This is a genomic window from Pseudodesulfovibrio sp. 5S69, from assembly GCF_037094465.1.
In the GTDB taxonomy this organism is placed as follows: domain Bacteria; phylum Desulfobacterota; class Desulfovibrionia; order Desulfovibrionales; family Desulfovibrionaceae; genus Pseudodesulfovibrio; species Pseudodesulfovibrio methanolicus.
Genome location: NZ_CP146609.1, coordinates 2,866,763 through 2,882,422 on the forward strand (window position 1 = coordinate 2,866,763; position 15,660 = coordinate 2,882,422).

The following is a 15,660-nucleotide window of genomic DNA, read 5'->3' on the forward strand; positions in this document are numbered from 1 at the left end:
TTATTCCTTCTTCAGAGTTGATTGTATGATTGCGGCGACGGTGTCAACGTCAACCGGCTTGGAAACATAGTCATCCATGCCCGCGTGTATGCAGCGCTGCTCGTCGCCCCACATGGCCCGCGCGGTCAGGGCCACCACGGGCACGGCCGGATCCAGGCAGCCGGTTTCGGGGTCGCGGATGCGCCGAGTGGCCTCGATGCCGTCCATCTCCGGCATCTCCACGTCCATGAGCACGAGATCAAAGGAATTCTCTTTCAACGCATCCACGGCTTGGGCGCCGGTCTCGGCCAGGGTGACCGCGCAGCCCATTTTCTCCAGCAGGCGGACGAGGTAGCGCTGGTTGACCAGGTCGTCCTCGGCCACCAGGACCCGGACGCCCTTGAGCGGCGACTCCCCGCCCAGGACCGAGGCGGACGGGGACGACGCCTCGTAGGGGCTGCGCTCCAGCGGCACGGTGACGGAAAAGACGCTGCCCTTGCCTTCCTCGCTCGAACAGCGCAGGCAGCCGCCCAGGAACTCCACGAGCCGGCTGGCGATGGCCAGCCCCAGCCCCAGGCCGCCCGAGGAGTGGTAGAGGTGGTCCTCGCCCTGCCTGAAGCTCTCGAAAATCTCGTCCAGCCTGTCGCGGGGAATGCCCACCCCGCTGTCCCGAACCAGGATCTGCACGGCCAGCCCGTTCTCGCCCTGTACGGCGCAGTCGCCCTTCCCGGCCAGGGAGACATCGACCATCACCTGACCCGCCGGAGTGAACTTGACTGCGTTGCCTATGAGATTGCCGACCACCTGGCGCAGTTTGGCCGGATCGCCGCGCACCCAGTCCGGAATCGCCGGGTCGAGGGAGTATTCCAGGCTCACGCCCTTGGCCGCGGCCGGGCGCCGGTGCTGCGAGAGGATGCCGGTGACCATGTCTTCCAGACGGAAGTCCATCATGCGCGCGGTCAGGGAGCAGGTCTCGAGCTTGGAGTAGTCGATGATCTGGTTGAGCACCGACAGCAGTCCCATGGAGGAGTCCTTGATGAGCCGGACGTTCTCGCGGTACGGCTCGCCCAGGTCGGACATGAGCAGCAACTCGGTCATGCCGAGTACGCCGGTCATGGGGGTGCGCAGCTCGTGGCTGACCGTGGACAGGAACGAGGCCTTGGCCCGGCTGGCGGCCTCGGCGGCCAGCTTGGCCTTGCGCAGTTCGCGCTCCATCTGGTGCTTGTACAGCCCCACCTCGATGGCCGAGCGGAGTTCGAGGTGGTCCACGGGCTTGACCAGGTAGCCGAAGGGACCGGTCACCTTGGCCCAGTGCAGGGTCTCCTCGTCCACCACCACGGTCAGATATATGACGGGAATGTCGAAACGGTTGCGCAGCTCGCCCGCGGCCTCGAGCCCGTCCATCGCCCCTTCGAGCATAATGTCCATGAGCACGATGTCCGGAGCCAGCCTGTCGGCCAGGACAAGGGCCTCCTCGCCGCTGCCGGTCATGCCTATAACGCCGTATCCGGCCCGTTCCAGGGCCAATTTGACGTCCAGTCGCGCAACGGCGTCGTCTTCAACGACCAATATCTTGTTGGTGGGCATGTTTTTTCTCCGTTAACGGACCCCACAGGTATATTCTGCCCCTTGCGAGTACCCTACCGCCGACCATACCACAGGAAAATGATAAATATAATTTCCCGGACGCCTTCTTTCCTTTTTTTCGGCACGACCGAACGGCCCTCCTTTTGTCGGGATATTTTCCTGCAAATCGACGACGCTTATTCTGAATTATTTAAAAACAGACGCAATATATTCTGCAAAAAGCAACAATCGGGCAATCGGCGGCATCCGAGAACTCTCTTGAAATTTCCGGGTATTGAGGCTATGGAAGACTGTCGCTCTGTGAACAAAATCGTTACAATACGGAACGACGGAGAGGAACCTATGCCCCGGGGCCGTGTACCCGGACGGAATCGGGGCAATGGATGGATACCAACCAACCTAATGTTTCATTGGAGGAAAGGATGAAACGCATCATTACTCTTGTGGCCGTGCTGTCTCTGCTGATGTGCGCCGCCATGTCCGCCCAGGCCGCCGACATCGAACTCGCTAAAACATCCACCCTGGAACAGATCGTCCAGCGCGGTACCCTGCGCGTGGGCCTCGAAGCCGGTTACATGCCCTTCGAAATGACCGACAAAAAGGGCAACATCGTCGGCTTCGACGTCGACATGGTCAAGGAAATGGCCAAGGCCATGGGCGTCAAGCTTGAACTCGTCAATACCGCCTGGGACGGCATCATCCCCGGCCTGCTCTCCGGCAAGTACGACATCATCGCCTCCGGCATGACCATCAACCAGGAGCGCAACCTGAAGGTCAACTTCGCCAATCCCTACATCATCGTCGGCCAGACCGCGCTCATCGCCAAGAAGTCCGCCGACAAGATCAAGTCCTGGAAGGACCTGAACCAGCCGGGCGTCATCATCACCTCCAAGCTGGGCACCACCGGCGAACAGGCCGCCAAGCGCCTCTTCCCCAAGGCCACCTACAAGTCCTTCGAGATGGAGGACCAGGCCATGCTGGAGACCATGAACGGCAAGTCCGACGCCACCGTCTACGACCTGCCCATGACCTCCATCTTTTACTCCCAGCACGGCAAGGATGCGGGTATGAAGTTCCTGGACGAGCCCTTCACCTACGAGCCCCTTGGCTGGGCCATCAACAAGGGTGACCCGGATTTCCTGAACTGGCTGAACAACTTCATCGTCCAGATCAAGAACGACGGCCGTTACGAGCGGATCTACAACAAGTGGTTCGGCTCCAACGACTGGTACAACAACATCCAGTAACCACCGATCGATTGTCCGGGGGCCGCTCAACGCGGCCCCCGGTTTTTTTCCGTGCACCTATCTCATCGAGTAAACAATGAATGAAACCGCGACTGTCGAGCCTAAAAAGGAATTCGACAAGGACAAGTTTTGGAAAGCGGCATACGCGGTCACGCTCATCGCCGTGTGCCTGGGCTTCTACTGGGCCACCACCCAGACCGACTATATCTGGCGCTGGAACCGCATCCCCAAATATTTTTACTATGTGGACACCGTCAACGTGAACGCGGAGATGGAGGGCGAAGTGACCTCCATCACCAAGAAGGACAAAGACTCCGTGGTCATCGTCTCCGACGGCAAGGACTCGGAATACTATACGGTCCCGGGCTCCAACCTCAACGTGGACCAGGGCGAGACCGTGTTCATGGGCGACACCATCGGCTCGTACACCGAAGGCAGGATGGGACTGCTGCTGGAGGGCACGCTCATCACCATCGAGGTCAGCGTAATCTCGATCTTCTTCGGCATCCTCGTCGGCCTGTTCACCGGCCTGGCACGGATATCGAGCAACCCGTTCCTGAAGATGTCGGCCATTACCTACATCGAACTCATCCGGGGCACCCCCCTGCTCGTCCAGATCATGATCTGGTACTTCGTGCTCGGCACCATCATGAACAACCTGCTGCTCAGGGCGGGCCTGTTCCAGATTCCCGAGCTGTGGTTCGGCGTGGCCTCCCTGGCCATCTTCGCCGGCGCCTACGTGGCCGAGATCGTCCGCGCAGGCATCCAGTCCATCCACAAGGGCCAGATGGAGGCGGCGCGCTCGCTGGGCATGACCAAGGTAACCGCCATGCGCAAGATCATCCTGCCCCAGGCATTCAAGCGCATCCTGCCGCCGTTGGCCGGACAGTTCATCAGCCTGATCAAGGACTCCTCGCTGCTCGGCGTCATGGCCATCCGCGAGCTGACCAAGGCCACCCGAGAGGCGGTCACCACCAGTCTGATGCCCTACGAACTGTGGTTTGTGTGCGGCGTGCTCTACCTGGTCATCACCTTCACCCTGTCCATGTTCGTCCAGTACCTTGAAAGAAGGACAGCGGAGGCCTAACCATGATCGACGTCAAAAACGTATACAAAACCTTCTTCGTCCCGCATGAAGTCCAGGCCCTGCACGATGTGTCCTATCACGTCAATCCGGGCGAGGTGGTCGTGGTCATCGGCCCGTCCGGGTCCGGCAAGTCCACCTTCCTGCGCTGCCTGAACCGCCTGGAGAAGGCCAACTCGGGCCACATCATGATCGACGGCGTGGACATCCTCGACCCCAAAACCAACATCAACAAGGTCCGCATGGAAGTGGGCATGGTCTTCCAGTCCTTCAACCTCTTCCCGCACCTGACCGTGCTGGAAAACGTCACCGTGGGCCAGACCTCGGTTCGCAAGCGGGGCCGGAAGGAATCCGCGGAGAAGGCCATGGTCCTGCTGAACAAGGTCGGCATCCATGCCAAGGCGGAGAATTACCCCGGCCAGTTGTCCGGCGGCCAGATGCAGCGCGTGGCCATCGCCCGCGCCTTGGCCATGGACCCCAAGGTCATGCTCTTCGACGAGCCGACCTCGGCGCTCGACCCGGAGATGGTCGGCGAGGTCCTGGACGTCATGAAGACCCTGGCCAAGGAAGGCATGACCATGGTCGTGGTCACCCACGAAATGGGCTTCGCCCGCGAAGTGGCCGACCAGGTGGTCTTCATGGACGAGGGCAAGATCGTCGAGGTGGGCACCCCGGAGCACTTCTTCACCAACCCGCAGAACGACCGGACCAAGCTGTTCCTCAGCCAGATCCTGTAATTCGCCCGTCCAAAGAGCAAAGAGGGGGCTGCGCATTGCTGCGCAGCCCCCTTTGTCTTGGCAGACGCCGGGACATTCGTCATCCCCCCCCCCCGGGAAGGCCGGGAGATGAATGACGGCGGCAGATGCCCGGAATCCAACCCGGCGGGAGACTTTGCCCTTTACTCCCCGAGGGCAAACTCGTATGAAGCGAACAACTTTCATGCGCCCAATACAGATATCAAGGAGAAATTGTGGCTCGCGAAGTCAAACTCTATAGTTTCAGCAATCGATATCTTTTCAAACGAAGCATCGGATATTTCGGGGCGTACAAGGGCCGGGTGACACTGTCCATCATCGCCATGCTTCTCTACGCCCCGGTCCCGCCCGCTCTGGCGTGGCTCAGCAAATACCTCACCGACGAGGTCCTGGTGGCCAAGAACTACACGATGCTCAAACTGTGCATCGCGGGATTCGTCGCCCTCATCCTGCTCAAATGCCTGCTCCAGTTGAGCCAGGTCTACGTCATGAACGTCACCGGCTTCCTGGTCCTCAGGGACCTGCGCATGGACCTGTTCAAGAAAATCATCAGGCTCCCCATGCCCTATTTTGCCGAAGCCGAGATCGGCATGCTCATGAACCGCATCACCGCCGACGTCATGGCGGTCCGGGTCTGCCTGCCCAGCGGCATCATGTTCATCCGGCAGGTATTCACCCTGTTCGCGCTCATCGGCACGGCCGTCTACCTTGATCCCTACCTGGCTCTCTGGAGCCTGCTGGTCATGCCGATCGCCATCTACCCGTTCTTCTACTTCGGGCAGAAAATCCGCAAATACGGCCGCAGGATGCAGCACGAGTTCTCCGACATCAACGTCGTGCTCGAAGAAAACTTTTCCGGCATCAAGGTCATCAAGGCCTTTGCCAACGAGATCCGGGAGGAGTTCCGTTTCAAGAAGGAGAACGACAGTTTCACCAGGCTGCTCGTGCGTCGCACATTGTACTCCGAAGGCTCCTCCAGGATCATGGACATCATCGCCGCGGTGGCCGGCGCCACCGTCATGTGGGTCGGCGGCAACCAGGTCCTCAAGGGAACCATGACCCCCGGTGATCTGACCGCGTTCCTGCTCTGCCTCGTGCAGTTGTACGATCCGATCAAAAAACTCAACGCCTCCAACCACGACATCCAGGGCGGCCTGGCCGGGGCCGAGCGCGTGTTCGACATCCTCGACTCGCCGGACATCACCGTGGAGGATGACGGGAAGACCGTGTTCGACGGCGATCTCAAGGAGCTCTCCTTCAAGAACGTCTCCTTCACCTATCCCAACTCGGACGTCCCCGCAGTGGACGATTTCTCCCTGGACATCCAGGCCGGGCAACGCGTGGCCATCGTCGGTCGCAGCGGCTCGGGCAAGACGACCCTGGTCAATCTCCTGCCACGCTTCTATTCGCCGCAGTCGGGGAGCATCACCATCAACGGCGTCCCCTTGGATGAGTTTACCCTCGAGTCGCTCCGCATCAACCTCGGCCTGGTCTCCCAGGATACCTTCCTGTTCAACGTTACGGTGGCCGAAAACATCGCCTATTCGCACAAGGAATTCCGCATTGAGGACGTCGAGGAGGCGGCCCGCGCGGCGTTCGCCCATGATTTCATCATGGAGATGCCCAACGGTTACGAAACCGTGGTGGGCGAAGGCGGCGTCAAGATCTCCGGCGGCCAGAAGCAGCGCCTGACCATCGCCCGCGCCATCATGAAGGACCCGAGCCTGCTCATCCTGGACGAGGCCACCAGCGCCCTGGACACCGAGTCCGAACGCATCGTGCAGCAGGCGCTGGAGAACCTCATGGTCGGCAGGACGTCCATTGTCATCGCCCACCGGCTGTCGACCATCCTGAACGCGGACGTCATCGTGGTCATGCACGACGGCAAAATCGTCGCCAAGGGCACGCACAAGGAACTACTGCAGGTCAGCCCGATTTATGAACGTCTCTACAAGACCCAATTCGAAGACTCGACCATGGACCCGACGCTCTCCTGAAACGGGGACGTCGAATGAGTCGAGGCTGTTTGTTCCCTGAACCCCGCACCGATTCCAAGATTCTTGACGGAACTCGGCAACTCATGAAAAATTGGGGTGTTTTTTCATAAGGCATCCCGCGAAGGAGCGCGTACATGATCAATAATATGGTAACCATTGTTATCCCCACGCATGAGCGTCACCACCTTCTGGAGAAAAGGGTCCTCCCGTATTATTTGCAGTTCGACGTCCCGATCCTCGTTGTCGATTCGAGTCAGGAGCCGCACCAGCCCTCCGTCGAAAATCCGGCCATCGACTACATCCACTGCCCGGGCGAGCCGATCCCGCACAAGCTGAAGGGACCGATCCTGGACCATGTCCATACTCCATACATGTTCACGAATGCCGACGACACGCTCCACTCAATGAAAGGCGTACAGACCTGCATTGAGTACCTGGAGGCAAACCCGGACTATTCCACTGCGCTCGGCCTGCTCTTCCAATGCTACCACAACGACCGGTCCAGGGTGGGCGCCAACAACTTCGACCTCTACTCCCTCCCAGTGGATTCCGACCGGGCCGAAGAACGCCTCCTGCAGGACTTCGCCAACTTCGACTCGGTGTTCTACGCGGTGACCAGGACCGACTGCTGGCAAAACACCATGCGCAGGCTGCCGCCGGAGATAGTCAACTATTACCTTATGGAAACATACGTGGTCATGATGGCCCTCATCCACGGGAAACGGGCCAAGCTGCCGATCATGTACTCCGCCACCGAGGCGGGGCCGTCCATCAACGATCAGGACCTCAGGTACCATTGCAGCCCGTTCAAGCTGGCGACCGAGGCCCGCTACGCAGTGGAAGTGGCAGCGGTGAAACAGGCGGCCGTGGCGTACCTGCAGGATAAATCCGGCATTTCCGAGGCCCGCTCCCGCCTCTATGTGGACGGCGCCCTGGCCCTGTACTGGCTCCAGGACAAACCGATCAAGAGCCTGAAAGACCGGATCGGGAACGAATGGAATACCTTTCTCGGCAAGACGTTTTGCAAGAAGAAGTACAAGCGCCTGAAAGCCGAGCGGCGCGCCGCGGCGCTCGAACGGCAAAAACGCGACACGGAACGATCCTTCGAGCTCATAGGCGAGGAAGGCCGCCTGGAATACGAGCAACTGATGGAACGGGTACGGAACTCTTAGAGGAAGACACATGCGCATACTCGTGACCGGAGCAACGGGATTCATCGGGAACCACCTCGTCCCCGCACTGCTTGCCAGGGGCGTCCGGGTGATCGCGACCACCCGGCACATGGATGCCGCCGCGGCCCTGCCCTGGGCTCCGGACGTCTCCTGGCGGGAACTGGACGTTTTTTCCCCGCCCCCCTCGCCCTTCGAAGCCCTGGGGGCCCCGGACCGCATGGTCCATCTTGCCTGGCACGGCCTGCCCAACTACAAGGACTCCTTCCATCTCGACAAAAACCTGCCCGCGGACACCTTTTTCCTGAGCGAGATGATCAGAGGCGGCCTGAAACATCTGCTCGTGGTTGGCACGTGCTTCGAGTACGGCCTGCAGGAGGGCGAACTGTCCGAGACCATGGCCGTCCGGCCCAATACAGTCTACGGCAGGGCCAAGCATTTGCTCCAAGAACGAATTTGCAACGTGGCCGAAGAATGCGGGACCGTATTCCAATGGGCCAGGCTGTTCTACACCTACGGCAAAGGGCAAAATCCGAACTCGCTTTTCGCCCAGCTCCAGGCGGCGATTGACAACGGGGAAAAAACGTTCAACATGTCGGGCGGCCAGCAGATCAGGGACTATCTCCCTGTCGAGGAACTGGCCGAGGCCCTGGCTTCGATTGTATTGCAGACTAAAATTACGGGCATAATAAACGTTTGCAGCGGCCGGAACCTGACCGTGCAGAATCTCGTGGAAGCGTATATACGGGAACGAAAGGCGACCATGGCCCTCAACCTCGGCCATTATCCCTATCCGGATTACGAGCCGTTCAAGTTCTGGGGGAGCACTCGGAAACTCGAGCGGGCCCGGAAAATTTGAACGGCCTCCTTCACCCCTGGTTTGCCAAAACTCTTCAGGAAAGATAAATGGATGCCATTAAGGCTGCGGAACGGGGAAACCGCATGGGCACACAGGGCGTGAACAGCCGGGCCCAAAAAACGGCCCGGACGTTGCGGCGCAATCCCTACGCAGCCGTTACTCCCCTATCCGGGCAGACCCGTCATCCGGCATCCGCAGGACGCAATCGAGTTGAACGCGTCATGACCGTCGACGGAAAAACGCCGATCGGCATGACGCCCGGCGGCCGCCTCGAGTGCGCCGGGAATTAACCAAAGGACACCTCATGGAAGTCATTATATTGTGCGGAGGGCTTGGAACCAGACTCAGGGAAGAGACCGAATTCCGGCCCAAACCCATGGTGAACATAGGCTCCAGGCCGATTCTGTGGCACATCATGAAGACCTACGCCCACTACGGGCACACGGATTTCCTGCTCCCCCTCGGGTACAAGGGCGAAATGATCCGGGACTACTTCGTCAACTACGAGTGGATGAACAACGACATCACGCTCGAACTGGGAAACCGGGCGAACGTCTGCATGCACGGCTGCCACGAGGAGACCGACTGGCGCATAACCATGTCGAACACCGGCCAGCACACCCTCAAGGGCGGGCGCATCAAGCGGGTGGAGAAATACGTCAAGGGCGACACCTTCATGCTGACCTACGGCGACGGCGTGGCCAACATCGACATCAACGCGCTGCTCGACTTCCACCATTCCCACGGAAAGATCGTCACCGTCTCCGGCGTCAACCCGGCCCAGCGCTTCGGCGAGCTCAAGACCGACGGGGACCGCGTGCTGGCCTTTCAGGAAAAGCCCGTGCACACCACCTGCGAATTGATCAACGGCGGCTACTTCGTGTTCGACCGAAAAATCTTCGACTACCTGACCCCGGACGAGGACTGCGATCTCGAATACGGACCGCTGGAGAAACTCGCCGCCAAGGGGGAGTTGATGGTCTACCGCCACGAGGGATTCTGGGCCTGCATGGACACCCTCCGGGATACGGAGCACCTGAACAGGCTCTGGGATCAGAACAAGGCCGAGTGGAAGGTCTGGTAAGGGCATGCTGCGCGAATTTTACAAGGGCAAACGCGTCTTCCTGACGGGCGACACCGGCTTCAAGGGGGCCTGGCTCTCCCTGTGGCTGACGCGCCTGGGCGCCGAGGTGGGCACCTACTCGCTGGCGCCGCACACGACGCCGTCCCTGCACGAACTGGCCGGCGTGGCGTCCCGGGTCCAGCGCCTGGGCGGCGACATCCGGCAGCCCGCTCCCCTGGCAAAAGCCATGCGCGATTTCCGGCCGGACATCGTCGTCCACATGGCTGCGCAGTCCCTGGTCCGCCCTTCCTACGAGGACCCGCTCACGACCTTCGAGACCAACGTCATGGGCACGGCCAACCTGCTGGACGCCGTCCGCGGGACCGATTCGGTCCGGGCCGTGATCAACGTAACCAGCGACAAATGCTACGAGAACAGGGAATGGATCTGGGGCTACCGCGAAAACGATCCCATGGGCGGACACGACCCCTATTCCGCCAGCAAGGGGTGCGCGGAGCTGGTCGCGGCCTCCTACATCAAAAGCTATTTCAGCAGCGGCCGGGCCGCCGTGGCGTCGGTCAGGGCGGGCAACGTCATCGGCGGCGGCGACTTCGCGAAAGACCGGCTCATACCGGACATGGTCCGGGCCTTCTCGCGCGGGGAAGCGGTCAAGATCCGCTCGCCGCGCGCCACCCGGCCGTGGCAGCACGTCCTGGAACCCTGCACGGATACCTCATGCTCGCCAAAAGGCTCGCAGAGGACGGCCACGCCTTCGAGGGCGGCTGGAACTTCGGCCCGGCCGACGAGTCCACCCGCACTGTGGGCGAAGTGGTTGCGAGATTCAGCGAGAAATGGGGTGACGGAGCCCGGTACGAGCTGGATGAAGGGGACCACCCGCACGAGGCGGGCCTGCTCAAGCTCGACTGCTCCAAGGCCGCCAGAGTACTGGAGTGGAGCCCAAAAATGGATTTCTTCACGGCATTGGACCGGACCGCCTCCTGGTACAAGGCGTGGTCCGAGGGTGCCGACTGCACGTCGCTGACCCTGGAACAGATTGAAGCTTACGAAAGCCTGTGATGAAAAAACACGACACCGGACTCGAAGGGCTCTACGTCTTGGAATCGGAACCCGTGGGCGACCACCGGGGGATCTTCGCCCGCCTGTTCTGCGCGAAGGAACTGGCCGGAATAGGCCTGGACAAGCCCATCAGGCAGATCAACCTCTCCCGCACCACGGCCAGGGGCGCCCTACGCGGGATGCATTTCCAGAACCCGCCCTTCGCCGAAATCAAGATCGTGCGCTGCATCCGGGGGGCGTGTTTCGACGTGGCCGTCGACCTCCGCCCCAAGTCCCCTTCCTACCTCAAGTGGCACAGCGAAATATTGACTCCCGACAATTTCAAGGCCATGTACATACCCGAAGGGTACGCCCACGGCTTCCAAGCGCTCGAACCGGACACCGAACTCCTCTACTGCCATACGGAATACTACGCCCCGGGGGCCGAGGGCGGCGTCCGCTACGACGATCCCGCCCTGGCCATCGCTTGGCCGCTGCCCGTGGCAGACCTGTCGGCCCGCGACGGCCAATTCGAATACATAACCACATAACCCGTAAATCCTTGAGGGGATATAATGCATCCGACCAAAAGCCTGCTGAAAAGACTCTACGCCGTCACCTCGGCGCTCTCGTCCCACTCCGACGAGCGGGTATTCATCGCCTGCTTCCCGAAGAGCGGGTCCACGTTTTTGCGCAACGTCATGGCCGAGATCACGGGATACAAGACCGAAGAGGTCTGCGTGGGCGTCAAGAACGACGAGCAGGGCATCTATCTGCCGGCCCTGATCGACCAGGCCTTCAACGGCATCTCCAGCCGCATGCACATGAAGGCCAAGGACCAGAACATCGAAATCCTGCAAAAATGCGGAATACGGCCTGTCGTGCTGGTGCGCAACATCTTCGACATCGTGGTCAGCCTGCGCGACCACTGCCACCGCACGCCCATCTTCGCCATGGTCCAGATGAAGGACGCCTACGCCAAACTGTCCCCGGAAAAACAGTTGGACGCCATCATCGACATGCTCGTGCCCTGGTACATCGAGTTCTACGCGTCCTGGTACCGGGCCAGGGAGAGCAACGCGGTGGACCTCTACTGGACCAGCTACGAGGAAGTCATGTCCGACAAGCCCAAGGCCGTCAGGGACATCTGCGGCTTCTACGGCATAAAGACCTCGGACGAGGAGATCGACAGGGCCATCAAGACCATCGAGGGAGACAGGAAGCGGTCGAACTTCAACGTCGGCAAGACCGGGCGGGGCAAGGAAAACCTCACCCCGGAGCAAATCAGGAAGATCACCGGCATGGCGGGCTACTTCGAGGACATCGACTTCTCCTCCATGGGAGTGGTCCGCTAGCCATGAACTGCCGCCACTGCCATACGCCGCTCAAGGACGTGTTCATCGACCTCGTGAACCAGCCGCCGTCCAACTCCTTTCTGAAGCAATCGCAACTGGACGATCCGGAAACCTATTTCCCGCTCAAGCTCTACGTCTGCTCCGAGTGCTTCCTCGTGCAGGTGGACGAATACAAGAATTCCCAAGAGATATTCTCGGACGACTACGTCTACTTCTCCTCCTTTTCCAGCTCCTGGGTGGAGCACGCCAGGCGATACGTGGACATGGCGGAAGAGCGCTTAGGCCTGGACCGCGATTCCATGGTCATGGAGATCGCCTCCAACGACGGCTACCTTCTGCAATGGTTCGTGAAAAAGGGCATCCCCTGCCTGGGCATCGAACCCACCGGCGGGACGGCCGACGCCGCCGAAAAGATCGGCGTCCCCACCCGGCGCGAATTCTTCGGGACCGACCTGGCCCGCAGGCTCAAGGCCGAGGGGAACCGGCCCGACCTGCTGCTGGGCAACAACGTGCTCGCCCATGTCCCGGACATCAACGACTTCGTCCAGGGGCTGGAGATCGCGCTGAAAAAAGGCGGGACCATCACCATGGAATTCCCCCACCTCATGCGGTTGATGGACCAGAACCAGTTCGACACCATCTACCACGAGCACTTTTCCTATCTCTCCCTGACCACGGTGGACAGGATATTCCGGGAGAGCGGGTTGACGATCTTCGACGTCGAGGAACTGCCCACCCACGGCGGCTCGCTCAGGATATTCGCCCGCCACGCCGACGAAACGGACCGTCCCGTCCTGCCCTCCGTCTCCGGTCTGCTGCAAACGGAGGAGGAGAAGGGCATGAAGACGATCGCCCACTACACCGGCTTCCAGGCCAGGGCCGACGCGGTCAAGGCCGATCTGCTCGAATTCCTCATCCGGCAGAAGCGGGACGGGAAACAGGTGGCCGCCTACGGGGCCGCCGCCAAGGGCAACACCCTGCTCAACTACTGCGGCATAAAGAACGACCTGATATCCTTCTGCGTCGACGCCTCCCCGCACAAGCAGGACCTGTTCCTGCCCGGGAGCCACATCCCCGTGCTGCACCCCAAGGCCCTACGGGAGAGACGGCCCGACTACATCCTCATCCTCCCGTGGAACATCCAGAAGGAAATCATGCAGGAGCACGCCTACGTCTCCGAATGGAACGGCCGTTTCGTCACGGCCATCCCCCGGCTGACGGTCCATTAGCCCGGAACCGACCCTGCCCAACCGCCGCAGGTCGGCCGCCACCCGGACTGCGGGCTTGTGCCCCGCGAAAAATGGGTGCATACCTCCAGCGAACCGATCACGGAAGGTTTACAGCCTTTCCAGAACCGATTTGACCGCAATGAAAGATATTTCCAATCTACATCCGAAAAAAATCCTGGTCTGCCAGCTCAGGCAGATCGGCGACGTGCTTCTGGCCACGCCGTCCATCCAGCTCCTGAAGGAACGCTTTCCGGACGCGGAGATACATCTGCTCACCGAAAAGAAGTGCCTCCCCGTGGTGGAGAACAACCCGCACCTTTCCCACATCTGGGCCATCGACAAGAAAAAGCTCAAAAACCCCTTCCTGGCCCTGCTCTGGTACCGCAAGGTCGGTCGCGGCGGCTACGATCTGATCGTGGACTTCCAGCGGCTGCCCCGCTGCCGGTACGTGATCATGTTCTCGGGGGCAAAGGTCAAGCTGACCCAGCACACCGCCTGGTACAACCGCTTCTTCTACACCCACTTCAGCGACGTGATCTACGGCTACGCGGCCATGTTCAAGGCGTCCATCCTGCGCCCGCTGGGCATCAACTGGGATGGCGAACTGCCCAAAATCTACCTGACCGACGAGGAACGGGCCTGGGCCGACGAATTCATCCGGGCCGAGGGCATGGAGGAAAACCGCTTCGTGACCATCGACCCGTCCCATCGGCGGATCACCCGCAAATGGCCCGAACGCCACTTCGCCGGGCTGATCAAGCTGATGCGCAAGCGGCACCCCGAACTCAAGTTCTTCATCCTCTACGGCCCCGGCGAGATCGAGGTGGCCCGCAAGGTGGCCGAACTGGCGGGCGAAGGCGCGGTCATCTCCGAACACATGCTCACCCTGCGCGAGATGGCCGCCATCCAGGAAAAAGCCGCCCTGCACGTGGGCAACTGCTCGGCCCCCAGGCACTTCGCCGTGGCCGTGGACACCCCGTCCCTGGCCATCCACGGAGCCACCGGGTTCGGCTGGTGCCCCAAGTCCGAGCGCCATTCCAGCGTGGACAAGGGGCTGCCCTGCCGCTCCTGCAACAAGAACTCCTGCGAGACCCTGGAGTGCCTGGAGACCTTCCTCCCCGAGGAATGCCTGGACGAGGCCCTGCGCCTGCTCGCCTTCAAACTGCAGTAGGCCCCGGGCCGCCCCGCCTTGCCATAGGCATGGACAGGATATATACAGTGAAGCATCATCATTCGCCATTTTCACGGCCAACGCCGTTGGAGCACCATGCATCTCAATAACAAAAGAATTCTGGTCACCGGGTCGGACGGTTTCATCGGCTCGCACCTGGTGGAACACCTGGTCCGCCAGGGATATTCGGTCCGCGCATTCGTCCTGTACAACTCCTTCAACTCCTGGGGCTGGCTCGACGAATCGCCCAAGGAGATCCGGGATTCCCTGGAGATCTTCGCGGGCGACATCCGCGACCCCAACGGGGTGCGCGAGGCCATGAAGGGCTGCGACGTGGTCCTGCACCTGGCCGCGCTCATCGCCATTCCCTACTCCTACCACTCCCCGGACACCTACGTGGACACCAACGTCAAGGGCACCCTGAACATCGTCCAGGCGGCCCGCGACCTGGGCGTTGAACGGTGCGTGGTCACCTCCACCAGCGAGGTCTACGGCACGGCGCAGTTCGTGCCCATCACCGAGGATCACCCGCTCCAGGGCCAGTCGCCCTACTCGGCCACCAAGATCGGGGCGGACCAGATCGCCATGAGCTTCCACAACGCCTTCGAGACCCCGGTGTCCATCATCCGGCCTTTCAACACCTACGGCCCCCGCCAGTCCGCCCGCGCGGTCATCCCCACGGTCATCACCCAGATCGGGAACGGGGCCGAACGGATCAAGCTCGGGGCCCTGACCCCCACCCGGGACTTCAACTTCGTCTCCGACACGGTGCGCGGCTTCGAGGCCGTGGCCGCGTCCGATGCCTGCGTGGGCGAGGTGGTCAACGTGGGCAGCGGGTTCGAGGTCTCGATCGGCGACACGGCCGCGGCCATCGCCGAGGTCATGGGCGCGGACATCGAAATCGTCTGCGAACAGGAGCGCATCCGCCCGGCCAAAAGCGAGGTGGAGCGGCTGTTCGCGGGCAACGAGAAGGCCAAACGGCTGTGCGGCTGGGAACCGGAATTCGGCGGGCTCGACGGCTTCAAGCGGGGCCTTGCGCTGACCGCCGAGTGGTTCGCGGACCCGGACAACCTGCGGCGCTACAAGGCCGACATCTACAACATCTAGGA

Annotated in this window: 15 protein-coding genes; 14 read left to right on the top strand and 1 reads right to left on the bottom strand. The window is 61.1% G+C overall.

The features are described from left to right. Positions 1-1,566: a hybrid sensor histidine kinase/response regulator gene (locus V8V93_RS13710; protein ID WP_338667150.1), complete on the bottom strand. Its 1,566-nt coding sequence runs from the start codon at positions 1,564-1,566 to the stop codon at positions 1-3. A gap of 422 nt (positions 1,567-1,988) precedes the next feature. Here V8V93_RS13710 and V8V93_RS13715 point away from each other — a divergent pair, with 422 nt between their 5' ends. The 14 genes from V8V93_RS13715 to V8V93_RS13780 all read left to right on the top strand — a co-directional run bounded on the left by V8V93_RS13715 (position 1,989) and on the right by V8V93_RS13780 (position 15,658). Then, positions 1,989-2,813: a transporter substrate-binding domain-containing protein gene (locus V8V93_RS13715; RefSeq protein WP_338667151.1), complete on the top strand. Its 825-nt coding sequence runs from the start codon at positions 1,989-1,991 to the stop codon at positions 2,811-2,813. 76 nt (positions 2,814-2,889) lie between these two features. Beyond that, positions 2,890-3,900 (top strand): amino acid ABC transporter permease, encoded by a 1,011-nt coding sequence (locus V8V93_RS13720; RefSeq protein WP_338667152.1) that lies wholly within the window; start codon positions 2,890-2,892, stop codon positions 3,898-3,900. A gap of 2 nt (positions 3,901-3,902) precedes the next feature. Then, a complete protein-coding gene (locus V8V93_RS13725; RefSeq protein ID WP_338667153.1) occupies positions 3,903-4,634 on the top strand; it encodes an amino acid ABC transporter ATP-binding protein in 732 nt (243 codons plus the stop codon). Between the two features lie 233 nt (positions 4,635-4,867). After that, a complete protein-coding gene (locus tag V8V93_RS13730) occupies positions 4,868-6,649 on the top strand; it encodes an ABC transporter ATP-binding protein (protein ID WP_338667154.1) in 1,782 nt (593 codons plus the stop codon). A gap of 134 nt (positions 6,650-6,783) precedes the next feature. After that, the gene (locus V8V93_RS13735; protein WP_338667155.1) at positions 6,784-7,821 is read left to right on the top strand and encodes a TIGR00180 family glycosyltransferase; all 1,038 of its coding nucleotides are present in this window, start codon (positions 6,784-6,786) and stop codon (positions 7,819-7,821) included. A gap of 10 nt (positions 7,822-7,831) precedes the next feature. Continuing rightward, entirely contained in the window at positions 7,832-8,677 is an 846-nt protein-coding gene (locus tag V8V93_RS13740; RefSeq protein ID WP_338667156.1) for an NAD-dependent epimerase/dehydratase family protein, read from the top strand. A 47-nt stretch (positions 8,678-8,724) separates the two neighbouring features. After that, positions 8,725-8,967, top strand: a complete 243-nt coding sequence (locus tag V8V93_RS13745) for a hypothetical protein (RefSeq protein ID WP_338667157.1) — start codon at positions 8,725-8,727, stop codon at positions 8,965-8,967. Positions 8,968-8,981: 14 nt separating this feature from the next. After that, complete coding sequence (gene rfbF / locus V8V93_RS13750; RefSeq protein WP_338667158.1) at positions 8,982-9,761, top strand: glucose-1-phosphate cytidylyltransferase; 780 nt, start codon at positions 8,982-8,984, stop codon at positions 9,759-9,761. A 4-nt stretch (positions 9,762-9,765) separates the two neighbouring features. Beyond that, the gene (gene rfbG / locus V8V93_RS13755) at positions 9,766-10,782 is read left to right on the top strand and encodes a CDP-glucose 4,6-dehydratase (RefSeq protein ID WP_338667159.1); all 1,017 of its coding nucleotides are present in this window, start codon (positions 9,766-9,768) and stop codon (positions 10,780-10,782) included. Between the two features lie 34 nt (positions 10,783-10,816). Continuing rightward, positions 10,817-11,347, top strand: coding sequence for a dTDP-4-dehydrorhamnose 3,5-epimerase family protein (locus V8V93_RS13760; protein WP_338667160.1), 531 nt, complete (start codon positions 10,817-10,819; stop codon positions 11,345-11,347). Between the two features lie 24 nt (positions 11,348-11,371). Further along, positions 11,372-12,151 (top strand): sulfotransferase domain-containing protein, encoded by a 780-nt coding sequence (locus V8V93_RS13765; RefSeq protein ID WP_338667161.1) that lies wholly within the window; start codon positions 11,372-11,374, stop codon positions 12,149-12,151. 2 nt (positions 12,152-12,153) lie between these two features. Further along, on the top strand, positions 12,154-13,380 hold the full coding sequence (locus V8V93_RS13770) for a class I SAM-dependent methyltransferase (protein WP_338667162.1): 1,227 nt from the start codon (positions 12,154-12,156) through the stop codon (positions 13,378-13,380). 139 nt (positions 13,381-13,519) lie between these two features. Beyond that, a complete protein-coding gene (locus V8V93_RS13775; RefSeq protein WP_338667163.1) occupies positions 13,520-14,551 on the top strand; it encodes a glycosyltransferase family 9 protein in 1,032 nt (343 codons plus the stop codon). A 96-nt stretch (positions 14,552-14,647) separates the two neighbouring features. After that, positions 14,648-15,658, top strand: coding sequence for an NAD-dependent 4,6-dehydratase LegB (locus tag V8V93_RS13780; protein ID WP_338667164.1), 1,011 nt, complete (start codon positions 14,648-14,650; stop codon positions 15,656-15,658). Positions 15,659-15,660 lie beyond the last annotated feature (2 nt).

Coding starts and splice junctions, on each gene's coding strand:
- V8V93_RS13740 (WP_338667156.1), top strand. CDS start 7,832: ATGCGCATACTCGTGACCGGAGCAACGGGATTCATCGGGAACCACCTC.
- V8V93_RS13735 (WP_338667155.1), top strand. CDS start 6,784: ATGATCAATAATATGGTAACCATTGTTATCCCCACGCATGAGCGTCAC.
- V8V93_RS13775 (WP_338667163.1), top strand. CDS start 13,520: ATGAAAGATATTTCCAATCTACATCCGAAAAAAATCCTGGTCTGCCAG.
- V8V93_RS13760 (WP_338667160.1), top strand. CDS start 10,817: ATGAAAAAACACGACACCGGACTCGAAGGGCTCTACGTCTTGGAATCG.
- V8V93_RS13715 (WP_338667151.1), top strand. CDS start 1,989: ATGAAACGCATCATTACTCTTGTGGCCGTGCTGTCTCTGCTGATGTGC.
- V8V93_RS13770 (WP_338667162.1), top strand. CDS start 12,154: ATGAACTGCCGCCACTGCCATACGCCGCTCAAGGACGTGTTCATCGAC.
- V8V93_RS13780 (WP_338667164.1), top strand. CDS start 14,648: ATGCATCTCAATAACAAAAGAATTCTGGTCACCGGGTCGGACGGTTTC.
- rfbF (WP_338667158.1), top strand. CDS start 8,982: ATGGAAGTCATTATATTGTGCGGAGGGCTTGGAACCAGACTCAGGGAA.
- V8V93_RS13720 (WP_338667152.1), top strand. CDS start 2,890: ATGAATGAAACCGCGACTGTCGAGCCTAAAAAGGAATTCGACAAGGAC.
- V8V93_RS13765 (WP_338667161.1), top strand. CDS start 11,372: ATGCATCCGACCAAAAGCCTGCTGAAAAGACTCTACGCCGTCACCTCG.
- rfbG (WP_338667159.1), top strand. CDS start 9,766: ATGCTGCGCGAATTTTACAAGGGCAAACGCGTCTTCCTGACGGGCGAC.
- V8V93_RS13725 (WP_338667153.1), top strand. CDS start 3,903: ATGATCGACGTCAAAAACGTATACAAAACCTTCTTCGTCCCGCATGAA.
- V8V93_RS13745 (WP_338667157.1), top strand. CDS start 8,725: ATGGATGCCATTAAGGCTGCGGAACGGGGAAACCGCATGGGCACACAG.
- V8V93_RS13710 (WP_338667150.1), bottom strand. CDS start 1,566: ATGCCCACCAACAAGATATTGGTCGTTGAAGACGACGCCGTTGCGCGA.